11 protein-coding genes are annotated in these 15915 nt (G+C 70.4%); 6 read left to right on the forward strand and 5 right to left on the reverse strand.

Annotated elements, in window-relative coordinates:
- Positions 1–101: 101 nt before the first annotated feature.
- Complete coding sequence (locus PQB87_RS36950) at positions 102–923, forward strand: alpha/beta fold hydrolase (RefSeq protein ID WP_042973930.1); 822 nt, start codon at positions 102–104, stop codon at positions 921–923.
- A 137-nt stretch (positions 924–1060) separates the two neighbouring features.
- Here PQB87_RS36950 and PQB87_RS36955 read toward each other — a convergent pair whose 3' ends face one another.
- Complete coding sequence (locus PQB87_RS36955; RefSeq protein ID WP_060173533.1) at positions 1061–2638, reverse strand: MFS transporter; 1578 nt, start codon at positions 2636–2638, stop codon at positions 1061–1063.
- A gap of 83 nt (positions 2639–2721) precedes the next feature.
- Here PQB87_RS36955 and PQB87_RS36960 point away from each other — a divergent pair, with 83 nt between their 5' ends.
- Both PQB87_RS36960 and PQB87_RS36965 read left to right on the forward strand, forming a co-directional pair.
- Complete coding sequence (locus PQB87_RS36960) at positions 2722–3759, forward strand: HlyD family secretion protein (RefSeq protein WP_111940943.1); 1038 nt, start codon at positions 2722–2724, stop codon at positions 3757–3759.
- Entirely contained in the window at positions 3756–5180 is a 1425-nt protein-coding gene (locus PQB87_RS36965; RefSeq protein WP_301863710.1) for an efflux transporter outer membrane subunit, read from the forward strand. Before PQB87_RS36960 ends, PQB87_RS36965 begins: the two co-directional genes overlap by 4 nt.
- 158 nt (positions 5181–5338) lie before the next feature.
- Here PQB87_RS36965 and PQB87_RS36970 read toward each other — a convergent pair whose 3' ends face one another.
- The 3 genes from PQB87_RS36970 to PQB87_RS36980 all read right to left on the reverse strand — a co-directional run bounded on the left by PQB87_RS36970 (position 5339) and on the right by PQB87_RS36980 (position 8045).
- Positions 5339–5992, reverse strand: a complete 654-nt coding sequence (locus tag PQB87_RS36970; protein ID WP_233344752.1) for a response regulator transcription factor — start codon at positions 5990–5992, stop codon at positions 5339–5341.
- A gap of 106 nt (positions 5993–6098) precedes the next feature.
- The gene (locus tag PQB87_RS36975; protein WP_059687806.1) at positions 6099–6470 is read right to left on the reverse strand and encodes a response regulator transcription factor; all 372 of its coding nucleotides are present in this window, start codon (positions 6468–6470) and stop codon (positions 6099–6101) included.
- 99 nt (positions 6471–6569) lie between these two features.
- Positions 6570–8045, reverse strand: coding sequence for an ATP-binding protein (locus tag PQB87_RS36980; RefSeq protein WP_181523058.1), 1476 nt, complete (start codon positions 8043–8045; stop codon positions 6570–6572).
- A 364-nt stretch (positions 8046–8409) separates the two neighbouring features.
- On the opposite strand from PQB87_RS36980, the gene PQB87_RS36985 reads away from it, so the two are divergent.
- Positions 8410–13494 (forward strand): trifunctional serine/threonine-protein kinase/ATP-binding protein/sensor histidine kinase, encoded by a 5085-nt coding sequence (locus tag PQB87_RS36985; protein WP_301863716.1) that lies wholly within the window; start codon positions 8410–8412, stop codon positions 13492–13494.
- Positions 13495–13534: 40 nt separating this feature from the next.
- Here the strand turns inward: PQB87_RS36985 and PQB87_RS36990 are convergent, their stop codons facing one another.
- A complete protein-coding gene (locus PQB87_RS36990) occupies positions 13535–14806 on the reverse strand; it encodes an NAD(P)/FAD-dependent oxidoreductase (RefSeq protein WP_060062857.1) in 1272 nt (423 codons plus the stop codon).
- A gap of 216 nt (positions 14807–15022) precedes the next feature.
- Between PQB87_RS36990 and PQB87_RS36995 the strand changes: the two genes are divergently transcribed.
- Both PQB87_RS36995 and PQB87_RS37000 read left to right on the forward strand, forming a co-directional pair.
- A complete protein-coding gene (locus PQB87_RS36995) occupies positions 15023–15295 on the forward strand; it encodes a ubiquitin carboxyl-terminal hydrolase 14 (protein WP_027792630.1) in 273 nt (90 codons plus the stop codon).
- Positions 15296–15429: 134 nt separating this feature from the next.
- The gene (locus PQB87_RS37000; RefSeq protein ID WP_301863720.1) at positions 15430–15915 is read left to right on the forward strand and encodes a VOC family protein; all 486 of its coding nucleotides are present in this window, start codon (positions 15430–15432) and stop codon (positions 15913–15915) included.

Here is a 15915-nt window from a genome sequence, read left to right on the forward strand (position 1 = left end):
TGCTGCTCGCCGGCGCGACCGCCGTTGCAGCCGCCGCGCTGCCGGCAGCCGCCGCGGCTGCCCCCAAACACGCCGCTTCCACCCATCCAGGAACCCACACGATGAACACGATCACCACGAAAGACGGTACCCAGATTTACTTCAAGGACTGGGGCAGCGGCCGCCCGGTCGTGTTCTCGCACGGCTGGCCGCTGTGCGCCGACGCGTGGGATTCGCAGATGCTGTTCCTCGTGCAGCACGGCTTCCGTGTGATCGCGCACGACCGCCGTGGTCACGGCCGCTCGAGCCAGCCGTCGCAGGGCAACGACATGGACACGTATGCCGACGATCTCGCCGCGCTGATGAACGCGCTCGACCTGCACGAAGCCACGCTCGTCGGCCACTCCACCGGCGGCGGCGAAGTCGCGCACTACATCGGCCGGCACGGCACGAAGCGCGTCGCGAAGGCCGTGCTGATCGGCGCCGTACCGCCGCAGATGGTGAAGTCGGCGACCAATCCCGGCGGCCTGCCGATGGACGTGTTCGACGGGATCCGCAAGAACGTCGCGGAAAACCGCTCGCAGTTCTACAAGGATCTCGCGGTGCCGTTCTTCGGCTTCAACCGGCCGCAGGCAAAGGTGTCGCAAGGCACGATCGATGCGTTCTGGGCGCAGGGCATGATGGGTGGCGTGCACGGCCAGTACCTGTGCGTGAAGGAATTCTCCGAGGTCGACTATACGGAAGACCTGAAGAAGATCGACGTGCCGACGCTGATACTGCACGGCGACGACGACCAGATCGTGCCGATCGACGATTCGGCCCGGCTGTCCGCGAAGATCGTGAAGCACGCGGAACTCAAGGTGATCCCGGGCGGCTCGCACGGCATGTGCGTCGTCGATGCCGCGCGGATCAATGCCGAACTGCTCGCATTCCTGAAGGCGTAAGCCGCGCGACACGGCGCGCCCGGCCGTCATACCTTCACGCCGGCGCGCCCTTCAGCATTTTTCAGGAATTTTCAGGTCGGCGCGATTCCGCCTGCCGCATGCGCCGTCACCAGGATCGCCGCGGCGGCGGCGGGCGCTCACGGCGTACGCGCCGGCCTGAGCAGCAAGCCGATCAGCGCGCCCGCGATCGCGAACGCCATCGCCACCCGGAAGTTGTCGGCCAGCGCGAGCGTGGTCGCCTGGACGCGAACCGCCCGGTCGAGCAGCGCGTAAGTCGCCTGGTCGCCGGCCGCGAAGGTCGCGCCGTGCGCGACCAGCGACGCCGCGCCGGCCCGCAGCCGCTCCAGCGTTTGCGGATCCGACAGCGTGACATGCAGACCGACGAGATTCGAATGGGTAGCCTCCATGATGCGCTGGATCACCGCGATCGACGTCGTGCCGAGCTGCCCGCTCAGCAGGCGCGTCGTCTGCACGACCGCGCCGAACGTCAGCGCATGCTCGGCCGTCACGTGCTTGCCGAAAAAGAAGATCACCGACGTGAGCGCCATCGTCTGGCCCAGTGCCTGCAGCAGCTGCGACGGGATGAAATCGGGTTCGGCCCACACGGGCGTGAGGCGCGCGCCGAGTGCGAACGCGAACGCCACCATCACGAAGCCGGTGACGATCAGCCGGCGCGGATCGACGCGTTGCAGCAGCCATGCGACGCATGGCGCGAACAGCAGCTGCGGGATCGCGATCCAGCGCAGCGTGTCGCCGATCTGCAGCGGGCGCAGCCCGTAGGTGCTCGCGAGAAACGCCGACGGAATGAAGCTCGTATTGAGCACGGTGAAGCGCACGAGGCCGACCAGCACGATCAGCCACGCGATGTTGGGCCGCGCGAGGTAACCGAGATCGAGCCCGGCGCTGCGCGACGCCAGCTCGTGGATCAGGAACGCGGCCACCATCACGATGCCGACACACAGCAACGTGACGATCAGCGGCGACTGGAACCAGAACAGCCGTTCGCCCTGGTCGAGCGCGACGCACAGGCACGCGAACCCGCCGGCGCCGAGCACCATGCCGCGCGTGTCGATACCGGACGCGAAGCGCTTGACCGGTTCGTTGGACAGCGACAGCATCAGGCACACGATGAACGGCACGGTCAGCAGCGCGTTCTGCCAGAACAGCCAGCGCCAGCTCAGGTGTTCGCTGTACCACCCTTCGAGCGTCGCCGACAGGTTCAGCGACATCTCGAGGTTCATCGCATACGCGGCGATGCCGAACGGAATGAGCCGCGGCGGCAGCGTGCGAACGACGAACCCGACGGTCAACGGCACGAACACGCCGGACGCGAAACCGGCTACGCTCTGGAGTGCGATGAACGTGCCGAAGTCCGTGCACAGCGGCAGCATGCTTTCGACGGCCAGGAATACCGCGGCGCCCGCCAGCAGCACGCGGCGCGTGCCGAACACGAAGGCCGCAGCGATCGCGAGCGGCCCGACGAACATCTGCGACGCGGTGAACGCGGTGTTGATCCATGCGCCCTCGTCGAAGCCGACGCCGAGCGCGCCGCGTACGTCGGCGAGCCCGAGCGACGTGATGCGCGAGGTCAGCGTCGAGATGATCGCGCCGAGCAGCACGGCCGCGATCGCGGCGATGGAACGAAACGTCGGTATGTCGGTGGCCGGCGCAGCCGGCCCCGGTGTCGCGCCACCGGGGGCGAACGTGGTATTCATCGTCGTGCGGCTCCCGTATTTGAGGCTCGCGCAAGCATAGCGCGATGTGAAGAACCCTGTCCGTTCGATGGAGTTACCCGATCGTGAGCACGAACCCGACGAACGCGTCGAACCCGCCGCCCGCCTCCCCCGCACGCTCGCGCAAATGGCCGATCGTCCTGGTCGCCGGCGCCGCGTTGGGGCTCGTCGCGCTGCTGGTCTACGAATACGACGCGCATGAACGCGGCACCGACGACGCGTACGTGACGGGCCACCTGCACGTGATCTCGCCGCGCGTGGCCGGCACCGTCGAGCGCGTGCTGGTGGACGACAACCAGTTCGTGCATGCGGGCGACCCGCTCGTGCGGCTCGACCCGCGCGATTTCGACGTGCGCGTCGCGCTGCAGCGTGCGCGCGTCGCGCAGGCGCGCGCCGATGCGATGCGCGCGAAGGCGCTGGTCGAGCAGGCCGACGCGACGCTCGTGTCCGCGCACGCCGACGCCGAGAAGGCCGAACTCGACTACGCACGGGCGCGCGAGCTGACCCGCGAGACGCCGCGCGGGCTGTCGCAACAGGAATTCGATGCGGCCAACGCGGCGCGCAAGTCCGCGCGTGCCCGCATCGACGCGGCACAAGCGCAGCAGCGCAGCGCGCAGGCCGCATGGCAGGCGGCCGACGCGGTGTCGCACCAGGGCGACGCCGACTTGCGCGATGCGGAGTTGCAACTGCAGTACACGACCGTCGTCGCGCCGTCGGACGGCCGCGTCGGGAAGAAGACCGTCGAGACCGGCGAGCACGTCGCGCCGGGCCAGGCGCTGCTCACGCTGGTCGAACCGCACCCGTGGGTCGTCGCGAACTTCCGCGAAACGCAGCTCAAGCACGTGCGCGCCGGCGATGCCGTGCGGCTGCGTTTCGACGCGCTGCCGGACCTGACCTTCAACGGGCACGTCGACAGCCTGTCGCCCGCGACCGGCGGGCAGTTCGCGCTGCTGCCGCCCGACAACGCGACCGGCAACTTCACGAAGGTCACGCAGCGGGTGCCGGTCAAGATCCTGCTCGACGGGCAGGCGTCGGCCGAGCCGCGCATCCGGCCCGGCCTGTCGGTCGTCGTCACGCTGCAAGCCGGCCGGGAACAGCCATGAGCCGCCTCGCCGCGCTGCTCGCCGCCGGCCTGCTGGGCGCCTGCACGATCGCGCCGCAACCGCTCGCGCCCGTCCCGGTCGGCACCGACCGGTTCCGCCACGCGGATGCGCCCGGCGAACCGGCCACGTCGCTCGCCGGATGGCCCGCGTCGTTCGGCGATGCGCCGCTCGTCGCGCTCGTCGATGCGGCGCTCGCCGGCAACTTCGACATCCGTGCGGCCGCCGCGCGCGTCGACCAGGCGCAGGCGCTGCTCGGCGTGCGCGAAGCCGCGCTTTCCCCCACGGTCGGCGTCGATCCGTCGTTCAACCGTTCGCGTGTGTCCGGCACGGTCGACAATGCGTTGCCGAAGCGCCTGATGCACAACTGGTCGGTGCCGTTCAACGCGAGCTATGAAGTCGATCTGTGGGGCCGCCTGCGCGGCGACGCGGAGATCGGCAGGCAGAACGTGCTGCAGGCCGACGCCGATCGCGCGGCCGTGCGGCTGCGCGTCGCGACCGAGGTCGCGAGCGACTACCTGACGCTGCATTTCGTCGAGGAGGATCTGGCGACGCTCGCCCGCGCGATCGAGCTGCGCCGCACCGCGCTCGACGTGATCGCCGCGCGCGTGCGGGCCGGCGCGGCGAGCGATCTCGACGCGCTGCGCGCGGCGGCCGATCTCGATACCGCGCGCGCCGATCTCGCGGACAGCCGGCGGCTGCGCGAAAACCTCGTCGATGCACTCGCGGTGCTGACCGGCGTGTCGCCGACCAGCTTCACGGTCGCGCCGACCGCCGTCGCGATTCGCGTGCCGGCGGTGCCGCCCGGCCTGCCGTCCGTGCTGCTCGCGCAACGGCCGGACGTCTATGCGGCGGCACGCCGTGTCGACGCGGCATCGCTCGAAACCGGCGTTGCCCGCACCGCATGGCTACCGACGCTGACGCTGACGGCCCAGGGCGGGTTCGCGAGCCGCGACCTCGGCTCGTTTCTCGAGCGCAACAGTTCGCTGTGGGGCCTCGGGGCGAGCGTGGCCGAAACACTGTTCGACGGCGGCAAGCGCGACGCCGCGGTAGCCGCCGCGACGGCCGGCACGGCGCTCGCCGACGCGAACTATCGAGCGACCGCGCTGGGCGCGCTGCGCGAGGTGCAGGACGCGCTCAACGACATCGCCGCGCAGAACGAGCGGATCGTGCGCTACGACAGCGCCGCGCGCTCGACCGAAGCGGCCGCGCGGCTGTCGCTGAGCCGCTACGCACATGGCTACGTCAGCTATCTCGAGGTCATCGACGCGGACCGCGACGCATTGAACGCGCAACGCCAGTTGATCCACAGCCGCCAGGCGCTCGCGATTGCGACGGTCGATCTGGTGCGCGCGCTGGGCGGCGGGTGGACGCCGCCCTCCGCGGCACCGCAAAACATCGCGCAACGCGACGACCGGTTTTGAAAGATACCGGCCGCGCGGCCGGCCATGCAACACGACGCGCGTGCCGTCACGCAAGCCACGGCCGCCGACAACACGGTGGCCGCTTGAGCGCCGTCGTCGTCATCGTCGCGGCGCGGCGCGGCCCGCCACGTCGAAGCCCGCACGGTTGCCCCGCGCGCTCAGTCGCGCGCGCCGGCCGGGCGCACGCCCAGTGCATCGGCCTGCCGCACGAGATCCGGCAGCGTGCGCACCCGCATCTTCTTCATCACCTGGGCCCGATGCACCTTCACCGTGATTTCCTGCAGGCCGAGATTCGCGGCAATCTGCTTGTTCATCAGGCCCGCGACGACCTGGCTCATCACTTCGCGCTCGCGCGGCGTCAACGACGCATAGGCGCCGCGCACCGCGTGACGCGTGCGGTCGCGCTCCAGCGCGCGGCCGACGGCATCGAGCATCGCCTCGTCGTCGAACGGCTTCGTCAGGAAATCGAGCGCGCCGCCCTTCATCGCCTTGACCGTCGTGGCCACGTCGCCGTAACCCGTCATGAACAGGATCGGCACGTTCAGGCCCGCACGCGCCGCCGCCTCCTGGACGGCCAGCCCGCTCTCGTCGGCGAGCCGCACGTCGAGGATCAGGCAGCTCGGCACGTCGGGCCGCTCGAACGCGAGAAACGCACGCGACGACGCGAAGGTCTCCACCCGAAATCCCGCCGAACGCAACAGCGCGCTCAACGCGCGCCGCAATGTTTCGTCGTCGTCGACCACATAGACGATCGGCGCGGGTTCTCCCGCGCCGCCGTTGCCGCTCGACGTCATGTCCGGCGTACTCGCCATTGCATTCCCTGTGTAGGCATCCGCTTCATTATCAAATGATAAACTAACAAAATGCCGGGCGGAACCGCCGCGCGTCGGACGGCGCGGCCGGCTGGCGGCACGCCGCTCACGCGGGCGGCGTGCCGGATGCGACCTGGTCGATCAGGTTGAGCATGTCGTCTGACGGAAACGGCTTGCGCAGGAACGCGATCGCGCCTTGCGCCAGCGCGCGGCGGATCGATTCGTCGTCGCCGTGCGCCGACATGAAGATGACCGGCAGCGTCGCGTTGCGCTGAATCAGCTGACGCTGGACGTCGAGCCCGCTCATCCCTTTCATCTTCAGGTCGACCAGCACGCAAATCGCGCCGGCCGGCGCATCGGCCGCCAGGAATTCCTCGCCCGACGCAAACGGCAATGCAGTATGGCCAGCCGATTTCAGCAGGCTGGCAAGACTCTTACGGACCGACGCATCGTCATCGATGATGCAAACAAGGGCCATGAAATGAGAACCTGAAAATTGTGTCAATCCAGTACAGCGTGATGCAACGCGGGGCCGCGTCGACGGGCGTTGCCCCGCCCCGCTCCCGCGATCCGTGCGTCATGCCCACGGCGCCGCGGCCAGCAGCGGCTGCGCGGACGCGGCCGGCGCCGGCGGACGCGAATCCGCGCGTTCGGCGGCGGTGAACGACGCGCACCGCGCATGCACGCGGCCCGCTTCCCCCGATTCCGCCAGCTTCTCGAGCGCATACGCGCGCACGACCTCGAGCAGCGAATAACGCTTCGACAGCCCGACCGAATGAACGACCAGCAACGATTTCGACGCGAGACTGACGAGACAGTCGAGCACGCGTGCGCCGCCCAGTTCGTCGCACGCGGCGAGCGCGCACGCCGCGTCGAGCGGGAACGCATCCGGGAACACCGCGAGGCGGCACAGCACGGTGCGTTCCGCGTCGTCGAGCAGCCGGTAGCTCCACTCGATCGTGGCGCGCAGCGTCTGCTGGCGCGGATGGGCGGTCCGCAGGCCGCCGGACAACGACAGCACCGACTTGTCGAGATCGGCGGCCAGCCCCTGGATCCCGAGCAGCGCGACGCGTGCCGCGCCGAGTTCGAGCGCGAGCGGCAGGCCGCTCAGGCGCCGGCAGACGGTCGCGATCGCGTCCAGCGTCTTCGCATCCGCGGGCACGTCGGTGCCCATCGCGCGCGCCCGCGCCAGGAACATGCGGACGGCCCCGCACGCGACGATCTCGCCTTCGGTCGCGCCGGCCGGCGGCACGGGCAGCGGCCCGACGCGATACACGCGCTCGCCGGCGACCCGCAGCGGCTCGCGGCTGGTCACGACGAGGATCGCGCCGGCATTCTCGTCGGCGATCGCTTCGCACAGGTCCGCCAGTTCGCCGACATGCTGCTCCGCGTTGTCGAACACCAGCATCACGCGCTGCCCGCCGATCGCGCGCACGACGTCCGCCTGCCCGGCGGCCGGGCCGCCCGGCAGGCCGAGCGCGCCCAGCACCGCGGACTCCAGCGTCGCGCCTCCCGTCCAGCCGGCCAGGTCGATCCGGACCATCTCGATGCCGCGCACGGCCGACCACGCGGCGGCGACCTCCAGTGCAAGATGCGTCTTGCCGACGCCGCCGGGGCCGACCAGCGTGACGAACGCCTCGCGTTCGAGCAGCGCGTGCAACTCGGCCGCTTCCGGCTCGCGGCCGATCAACGGACACTTGCGCGGTGCGGCACCCGTGCGGACGCCGCGCAGCGGCTCGAGCGCGTCCGGCAGGCGTCCGGCATGGGCTGCATGGGTGGCATCGACCGGCGGCGCGAGCCGGTAGCCGCGGCCCGACTCGGTCCGGATCCAGCCGTGCTTGCCGCCGAACAGCTTGCGCAGCGTCGAGATGTGCACCTGGATGTTGTTCTCGACGACGATCGTGTCCGGCCACACGGCCTCCATGATCTCGTCCTTCGACACGAGCTTGCCGGCCGCCTTCACCAGCAGCTCGAGAATCTCGAATGCCCGGGCACCGATATACCGGGGCTGCCCGTCGACGCAGACTTCGCGGCACTCAAGGGAAACCGTCACCCGCCCGAACGTATACATGATCCGCACCCGCCTTATGCTGCTCCGCATCGTGCGCCGCCCAGCGAGGCGACACCCCCTGTTCCGCCTGTCCGGTCGCATCGATGCGGGCCGGCAGGCATGACCCTATCGTATGGGGTGGCGCGCGTGCCGGCCATTATCTATTGGTTTAGTGGGACGCCACCCGCGCGCCGGCAACCCAGGGAGGGGGTCCTGCAGATTTCCGCGGGCTGTCGGACAATGCCCGGGCATGCCGCGCGTGCGATCGTGCCCGGCCGCTGCCTGCCGACATGCCGTTGCGTCCCGTTCCATCCAGCCTGCCCTCATCGTGAACCAACCCTTGCGTAACCCCGACGACACGAACCGAATGGATGCCGACTGGCTGGCACGCGCCCGCCTGTCGAACGCAGTCCGCGCAGACGACGTGCTGTGCTTCGACCTGACCGACGCCGGGACCGGACGCGTGTGGTCCGCGTGCCGGACCGGCTGGGAATCCGACGAGCGCTGCCGGCAATTCGAGCGCGAGTACGCATTGAACGGCGTGCTGGATCCGGCATGGGCGCTGCTGCCCGCTGCGCTGATCCGCGCGGCGGACGGCCCGGTGCTCGTCTTTCCGCGTGTCGACGGGCGCGCGTTCGACACGCTCGCCGACGCGCAGCTGCCGCTCGACGCGTTTCTCGACACGGCGATCCACGCGGTGCGCACGCTCGGCGCGCTGCATCGGCTCGGCTGGCTGCACGGCGACCTGCAACCGGCCAGTTTCGTCGCCCTGCCCGACGGCACGGTCATGCTGCGCGCGTTCGCGCATGCGCGAAATCGTCGGACGGAACACGCCGCGGCGGAGCCGCTACGCGCGGAATTCGCCGCGTATGCGGCCCCCGAAGTCTCCGAGGGGGCGGACATCGACGAACGCTCCGACCTGTATGCGCTCGGCATCACGCTGTTCCGCCTGCTGACGGGCGCACTCCCGTACAAGGCGGCGTCGACGTCCGAATGGGTGCACGCGCACGTCGCGATGCAGCCGTCGCCCGCCACGGGGCTGCGCAACGACCTGCCCGCGATCCTGAGCGACCTGCTGCTGAAGCTGATCGCGAAGGAGCCGGCCGAGCGCTACCCGTCCTGCGACGCGGTACAGCACGATCTCGAACGCATCCGGCGCGACTGGCTGGCAGCCGGCCGGGTCGAGCCGTTCGCGCTCGGCGGCAGCAATCCGCTCGCCGGTTTGCGCACGCCCGACCGGCTGGTCGGCCGGGAAGCCGAATCCCGCCGGCTCGCGGCCGCGCTGGCCGCCGTCCTGCAGACCGGCGAGGCGGCCATCGTCCTGGTCGACGGGCCGGCCGGCGTCGGCAAGACCGCGCTGACCGAGGACTTCATGCGCGCGTCGCGCGCGACATCGCGCACCGCCTGGTGCACGTCGGCGAAGGTCGACCGGTTCCAGCCGGCCCGGCCCTACGCGCCGGTGCTGGCGGCGCTGCGCGCGCTGTTCGGCAGCGCGCTCGCCCGGCGCGACGACGAAATCGCCGCGATCGTCGCACGGCTGCGCGCGTGCATCGGCCCGCAGGCGAGCCTGCTGTCCGGCATCTTTCCGGAGATCGCGTGGCTGCTCGATGTCGAGCCCGTCGCGTTCGGCCATACCGACGCGATCCCGGAGTTTCATCTGTGCCGGATCGTCGTGAACGCGTTCCGCGCCTTCGCGACACCGGCCGAGCCGCTGGTGATGACGCTCGACGACGTCCAGTGGGCCGACGACGCGACGCTCGCGTTCCTCGCGTCGGTCGCGCTCGATCCACCGCCCCACGTCTGCCTCGTCGCCGGTTATCGCAGCGGGTCGCAGCACGATCACCCGCCGGCGTTCCGCCGCTTCCTGCAGCAGCTCGCCCCCGCGCGCGTGTCGGCGCTGACGCTGGCGCCGCTCGACGCGCCCGGCGTCACGCACATGCTGGCCGGGCTGCTCGGAGAAGCGCCGGACCGGCTGTCCGCGCTCGGCGACATCGTGACGCGGCGGACCGGCGGCAACCCGTTCTACGTACAGCAGTTCGTGCGCACGCTGATCGACGAGCAACTGCTCGCCTACGACCCGGTGCGGCGGACATGGCAGTGGCAGCCGGCCGACCTCGACGCGCACCACCTCGCCGAGAATGTCGTGAGCCTGCTTGCCGTCCGCATCCAGCGGCTGCCGCATGAATCCAGAACGCTGCTGTCGCTGCTGGCCTGCATCGGCACCGATGCCGACGTCGCGCTGTTGTGTGCCGCCGCCGGCAAGACGCGCGCCGAACTCGCGTTCTGGATGGACCCCGTGCGCCAGGCCGGCCTCGCGTCGCACGCCGATGACCGCTGGCGTTGCGTGCACGACCGCGTCATCGAGTCCGTTCACGCACTCGCCGGGCGGGCGGAGCGCGCGCAGTGCCACGCCCGGATCGCCGCCGCGATGCTGGCGCGCCCGGGCGCCCGGTCGACCGAAGCGCTGCTGGAACTGGCCGCCCAGATCGAGCAGGCGCGCACCGCGCCGCTCGACCGCACGCTCGCGCTCGCCTTCGCGGACGCGCTGGTCGCAGCCGCGGAAGCGGCGGCCACGGTCGCCGCGCGCGATCGCGCGCTGTCGTTTCTCGCGTGCGCGCAGACGCTGCTCGGCCCGCATGCGTGGGCGCAGCATTACGGTCTCGCGAGCCGCATCGGCATGCTGCGCGGCGGCCTGCTGCTCGCGACCGGCGCGACCGCGCAGGCATCGAGCACGATCGACGAGCTGATGGCGCGCACGCGCACGCCGGCCGACCGCGCCGAGGCCCACCGGCTGAAGGCCGCGCAGCTCACGGTCGAGTCGCGCTACCGGCAGGCGGTCGACGTCGCGCTGCAGGGGCTGGCGCTGCTCGGCGTGACGCTGCCGGCCGCGCCGACCGCCGCCGATCTCGCGGCGGCCGGCGACGCCGTGCGCGACGCGCTCGCCGGCCGTGCGATCGGCGATCTGGTCGGGCTGCCCGTGATGACCGACACGCGCGTCGAAGCGACGATGGCCCTGCTGACCGCGCTCGAAGCCGCGATGTTCTACCCGAGCGGCGGGCTGCCGCTGCTGCATTTCGCGACGATGGTCCGGCTGACGCTGCAGCACGGCGTCACCGCCGCATCGGTGCAGGGGCTCGCGTGGTACGGCGTGAGCATTGCCGAGCATCACGGCGCGTATGAAGACGGCTTCGAATTCGCGAAGGTCGCGCTCGCGCTGGTCGATCGCCATGGCTTCGAGCGCTACCGTTCGGCGACGCTGATCGCGCTCGACCAGGTGAGCGTGTGGACCCGGCCGCTGTCGTACGCGCTCGAGCGCGCGCGTGAAGCGAAAGCGGCCGGCAATGCGAGCGCCGAGCTGCGCTGGATGTGCTACAGCTGCAACCACATCGTCAGCGACCTGCTGTCGATGGGCGAAGCGCTGCCGGCGATTCGCGACGAGATCGATCCGTTGCTCGCGATCGCGCGCGGCGCGCGCTACGACGACATCGTCGACCTCGTGTCCACCCAGTCGGAATTCGTCGACGCGCTGCAGTTCGGCTACGACCGGCCGGTCGGCACGTGGCGCATGCGCGTGTCGACGAAAACGCCGATGTCGGTCCTGCAGTTCTGGACCGACGTGCTTGCGGGCCAGGCGGCGTTCATCTTCGGCGACGCACCCGCGGCCCGCGCGGCGCTCGACGCGGCCGCGGCAAGCGCGTGGTCGACGCCCGCGCACATCGTGACGTCCGATTTCCACCTGTTCAGCGTGCTCGCCGGCATCGCGGCCGACGGCGCCGCGACGCCGCCCGGGCCGCTGCTCGAACGCTTCGCGCCGCAGCGCGCGCGCTTCGCCGACTGGAGCGAGCGGAATCCGGCAACGTTCCGCAACAAGCTCGCGCTGATCGACGCCGAATTCGCGCGCGTGCGCGGCGACCACGTCGCGGCGATGCAGCAGTACGACGCGTCGGCCAGCCTCGCCGCGGAACGCGGTTTCGTGCACGAACAGGCGCTTGCGCACGAACTGGCCGCGCGCCACGCGATGTCGCTCGGGCTCACCGGCCCGGCGCGTCATCAGTGGCGGCTCGCGCATGCGTGCTACCGGCGCTGGGGCGCGACCGGCAAGGCGCAGGCGCTGGAAGCGCAGCACACGTTCCTCGTGATGGAGCCGCCGCCGGGCGGCGCGGCCGTGCCCGCGCGCGAAGACCTCGATTTCGCGCTCGCGATGCGCGCATCCCATTCGTTATCCGAGGAAATCGTGCTGGAGCGCCTGATCCAGACGCTGATGCGCAACATGATCGTGTACGCAGGCGCCGGCTACGGCCTGCTGCTGCTCGCCCGCAACGACCGGCTGACGATCGAGGCCGCCGCGCGGATCGTCGACAGCGACGTGGTCGTCGAGATCGCCCGCAGCGAACCCACCGAGCACGATGTCCCGCTGTCGATCCTGAACACCGTCGCGCGCACCCGCAAGCCGGTCGTGCTCGCGAACGCGCAGCGCGAGGGCCTGCCCGACCACGTTGACAGCCTGCGCGCGCACCCCACGCGTTCGCTGTTCTGCCTGCCGCTGCTGAAGCAGGGGGTGCTGATCGGCGTGCTGTACCTGGAGAACGCGCTGAGCAACGGCGTGTTTTCGCCGCGCCGCATCGCGATGCTCGAAATGCTCGCGCCGCAGGCGGCCAACGCACTGGAATCCGCGCGGCTGTACGCGGAACTGATCGACGAAAACGCGCGCCGGCTCGAAACCGAGGCGGCGCTGCGGCATGCGCGCACCGAGCTCGCGCGCACCGCGCACATGACCGTGATGGGCGAGCTGGCCGCGTCGATCGCGCACGAGATCAACCAGCCGCTGACGAGCATCGTGTCGAGCGCCGGCGCGGGCATGCGCTGGCTGCGCGGCACCCCGCCCGATCTCGACGAGGCGCTCGCGAGCCTCGACGACATCCGCGCGTCCGGCGTCCGCGCGGCCGACATCGTGCGCGCGCTGCGCTCGCTCGCCCGCCAGGCGCCGCCCGCGCTCGCGCCGCTCGCGATCGACGACCTGATCCGCGACATGCTGCACCTCACCGCGACCGAAATCGACGCGAAGCAGGTCGCGCTGCGCGTCGACCTGCATTGCGCCGCGATCCGCGTGATGGCCGATCGCACGCAGATCCAGCAGGTGATCCTGAACCTGGTCACCAACGCGCTCGACGCGATGGACGGGCAGGCCGCATCGCGCGAACTCGACATCGCGTCGCAGGCCGGCGACGGCTACGCGACCGTATCCATCGCCGACCGCGGCGCGGGCATCGACGCCGGGATCGCGAACCGGATCTTCGACGCGTTCTTCACGACGAAATCGAACGGCATGGGGATGGGCCTCGCGATCTGCCGCTCGATCGTCGAAGCGCACGGCGGCACGCTCGAAGCCGCGCCGCGCAGCGACGGCGGGTCCGTGCTGACGTTCCGGCTGCCGGTGTCGACGGCGGGCTGACGCAAGCGACCGGCGCGGGCCGTCACCCGCGCCGCGCGATTCAGGTTCCGCTCGGCCGGTGCGCGTCCTCGCCGAGGAACCGGTGCACGAACGTCACGGCCATCGCCCCTTCGCCGACCGCCGACGCCACCCGCTTGACCGACCCCGAACGGACGTCGCCCGCCGCGAACGAGCCGGGCACGCTGGTTTCCAGGTAGTACGGCCGGCGCTCGAGCGGCCACACGCGCGCGAAGTCCGGGCAGTCGTACAGGTCGCTGCCCGTCACCAGGTAACCGCCCGGATTGCGGATGATGTTGGTGTCGCGTGCCCATTCGGTGTTCGGCGCGCCGCCGATGCAGACGAACAGGTGCGTGGCCGGCAGCACGTCGCGCGCGCCGTCTTCCGTGCGCAGCACGATCGCCTCGAGCCGGCCGTCGCCCTGCAGCGCGTCGACGGTCGTGCCGTAGCGCACCGTCACGTTCGGCATGCGCTCGATCCGGTCGATCAGGTAGCGCGACAGCGTCGCCGCGAGCGACGCGCCCCGGACGATCATCGTGACTTCGCGCGCGTGCCGCGCGAAGTTCATCACGGCCTGCCCGGCCGAATTGCCGCCGCCGACGATGAACACGTGCTTGCCCTCGCACATCGGCGCCTCGCTCGATCCCGCGCCGTAGTACAGGCCCGCGTTGAGAAACTTCGGTTCGTCGGGCAGGCCGAGACTGCGGTATTCGATCCCCGTCGCGCAGATGTTCGAGCGCGCGGTCAGGATCGAGCCGTCGGCCATGTCGACGCGGATCTTGCCGTCGACGAACGTCGCGTGCACGCCCTCGCGCATCATCAGCAACTCGACGCCGAACTTCACCGCCTGCTGGCGCGCGCGTTCCGCCAGCTCGGCGCCCGGGATGCCGTCCGGAAAGCCCATGTAGTTCTCGATCAGCGAACTCGTGCCCGCCTGCCCGCCGATCGCGTCGCGTTCGATCACGACGGCCCGCAGCCCCTCGGACGCCGCGTAGACGGCCGCCGACAGGCCGGCCGGGCCGGCGCCGTAAATCGAGACGTCGTACTCGATGAAGCGCGGCCGGGAGACCCAGCCGAGCTTCGCGGCGATCTCCGGCAGCGTCGGCTGGTAGATGCACGTGCCGTCCGGAAAGACGACCACCGGCAGCCGGACGTCGCGCAGCGGCGCGATGCCCAGCTCGCGCACGCAATCGGTGTCGGACGTCAGCTCGCACCATTCGTACTCGACCACGCCGCGCTTCAGGAAGTCGCGGATCGCGTAGGCCTCCTTGCTGTGAGGCAGGCCGATGACCTTGACATGCTGCGACTGCGCCATGAGCGTCTCCCGTTGACCGCGTGTCGGATCCCGGCCGGTTCCCGCGCCGGCCGCACGTGTGACTGTACGTCGTCATCGCCGCCGCGGCCGCCGCGTTTCATAAGAATTAAGGTCCGCGCGCGATGCGCGCCGTCCACAATGAATCGTGTTCCCCCGCTCGCAGCTTCGCGCCGGCCGCGCCGCGAGCGCCCCCCGGCGCCGGCATCGGAGCGGCAGATGGCCACGACCTGCACCCATCTCGGTGAAGCGCGCATCCTGAACACCGACAAGGACTACTGCGAGGAATGCGTGAAGTCCGGCAGCCGATGGGTGCATTTGCGCCTGTGCCTGAGCTGCGGGCATGTCGGCTGTTGCGACTCGTCGCCGAACCGGCACGCCAGCCGGCATTTTCATGAAACGACGCACCCGCTCGCCCGTTCGATCGAGCCCGGCGAGCGCTGGGTCTGGTGCTATGCGGACGACGTGATGGCCGGCGAAATCACGCCGTAACCCGCCGCGCACCGGCATCCGGCACCGTTCTCGACCGAGGGTATACACGGTTCGCTCGCGGCTTCTTCTCGCCGCATTTTTCGACTAGTATTTATCGAACGATAACTTATCTGTCGATAAACAAGAGGTTCGTCATGACGGTATCCAGACTCGCGCACTACTCGATCCGCACGCTCGATCTCGAGCGATCGTGCCGCTTCTACGAACGTGTGCTCGGCTTCAGGCGCGGCTACCGGCCGCCGTTCGACTTTCCCGGCGCATGGCTCTACAAGGGCGGCGACGAAAGCGATTACGGCACGGTCCACATCATCGGCGTCGACCCGGCCAACCCGGACGGGCTCGCGGCCTACCTCGGCGACAGGACGCTGCCGGCGTCGGGTACCGGCACGGTCGACCACATCGCATTCCTCGCGACCGGCGTCGAGGCGATGTGGGACACGCTGCGCGCCGAACACGTCGCGTGGCGCGATCGCACCGTGCCGAGCCTCGGGCTGCACCAGGTGTTCATCGAGGACCCGTCCGGCGTGACGATCGAACTCAACTTCCCCGCCGCCGAAGTCGCGGGGCTGGCACTGCCCGCCGCCGTACCGGCCGGCGACTCGCAAGCACACGGAGACTGA

It is taken from the genome of Burkholderia sp. KL41 (assembly GCF_057005415.2).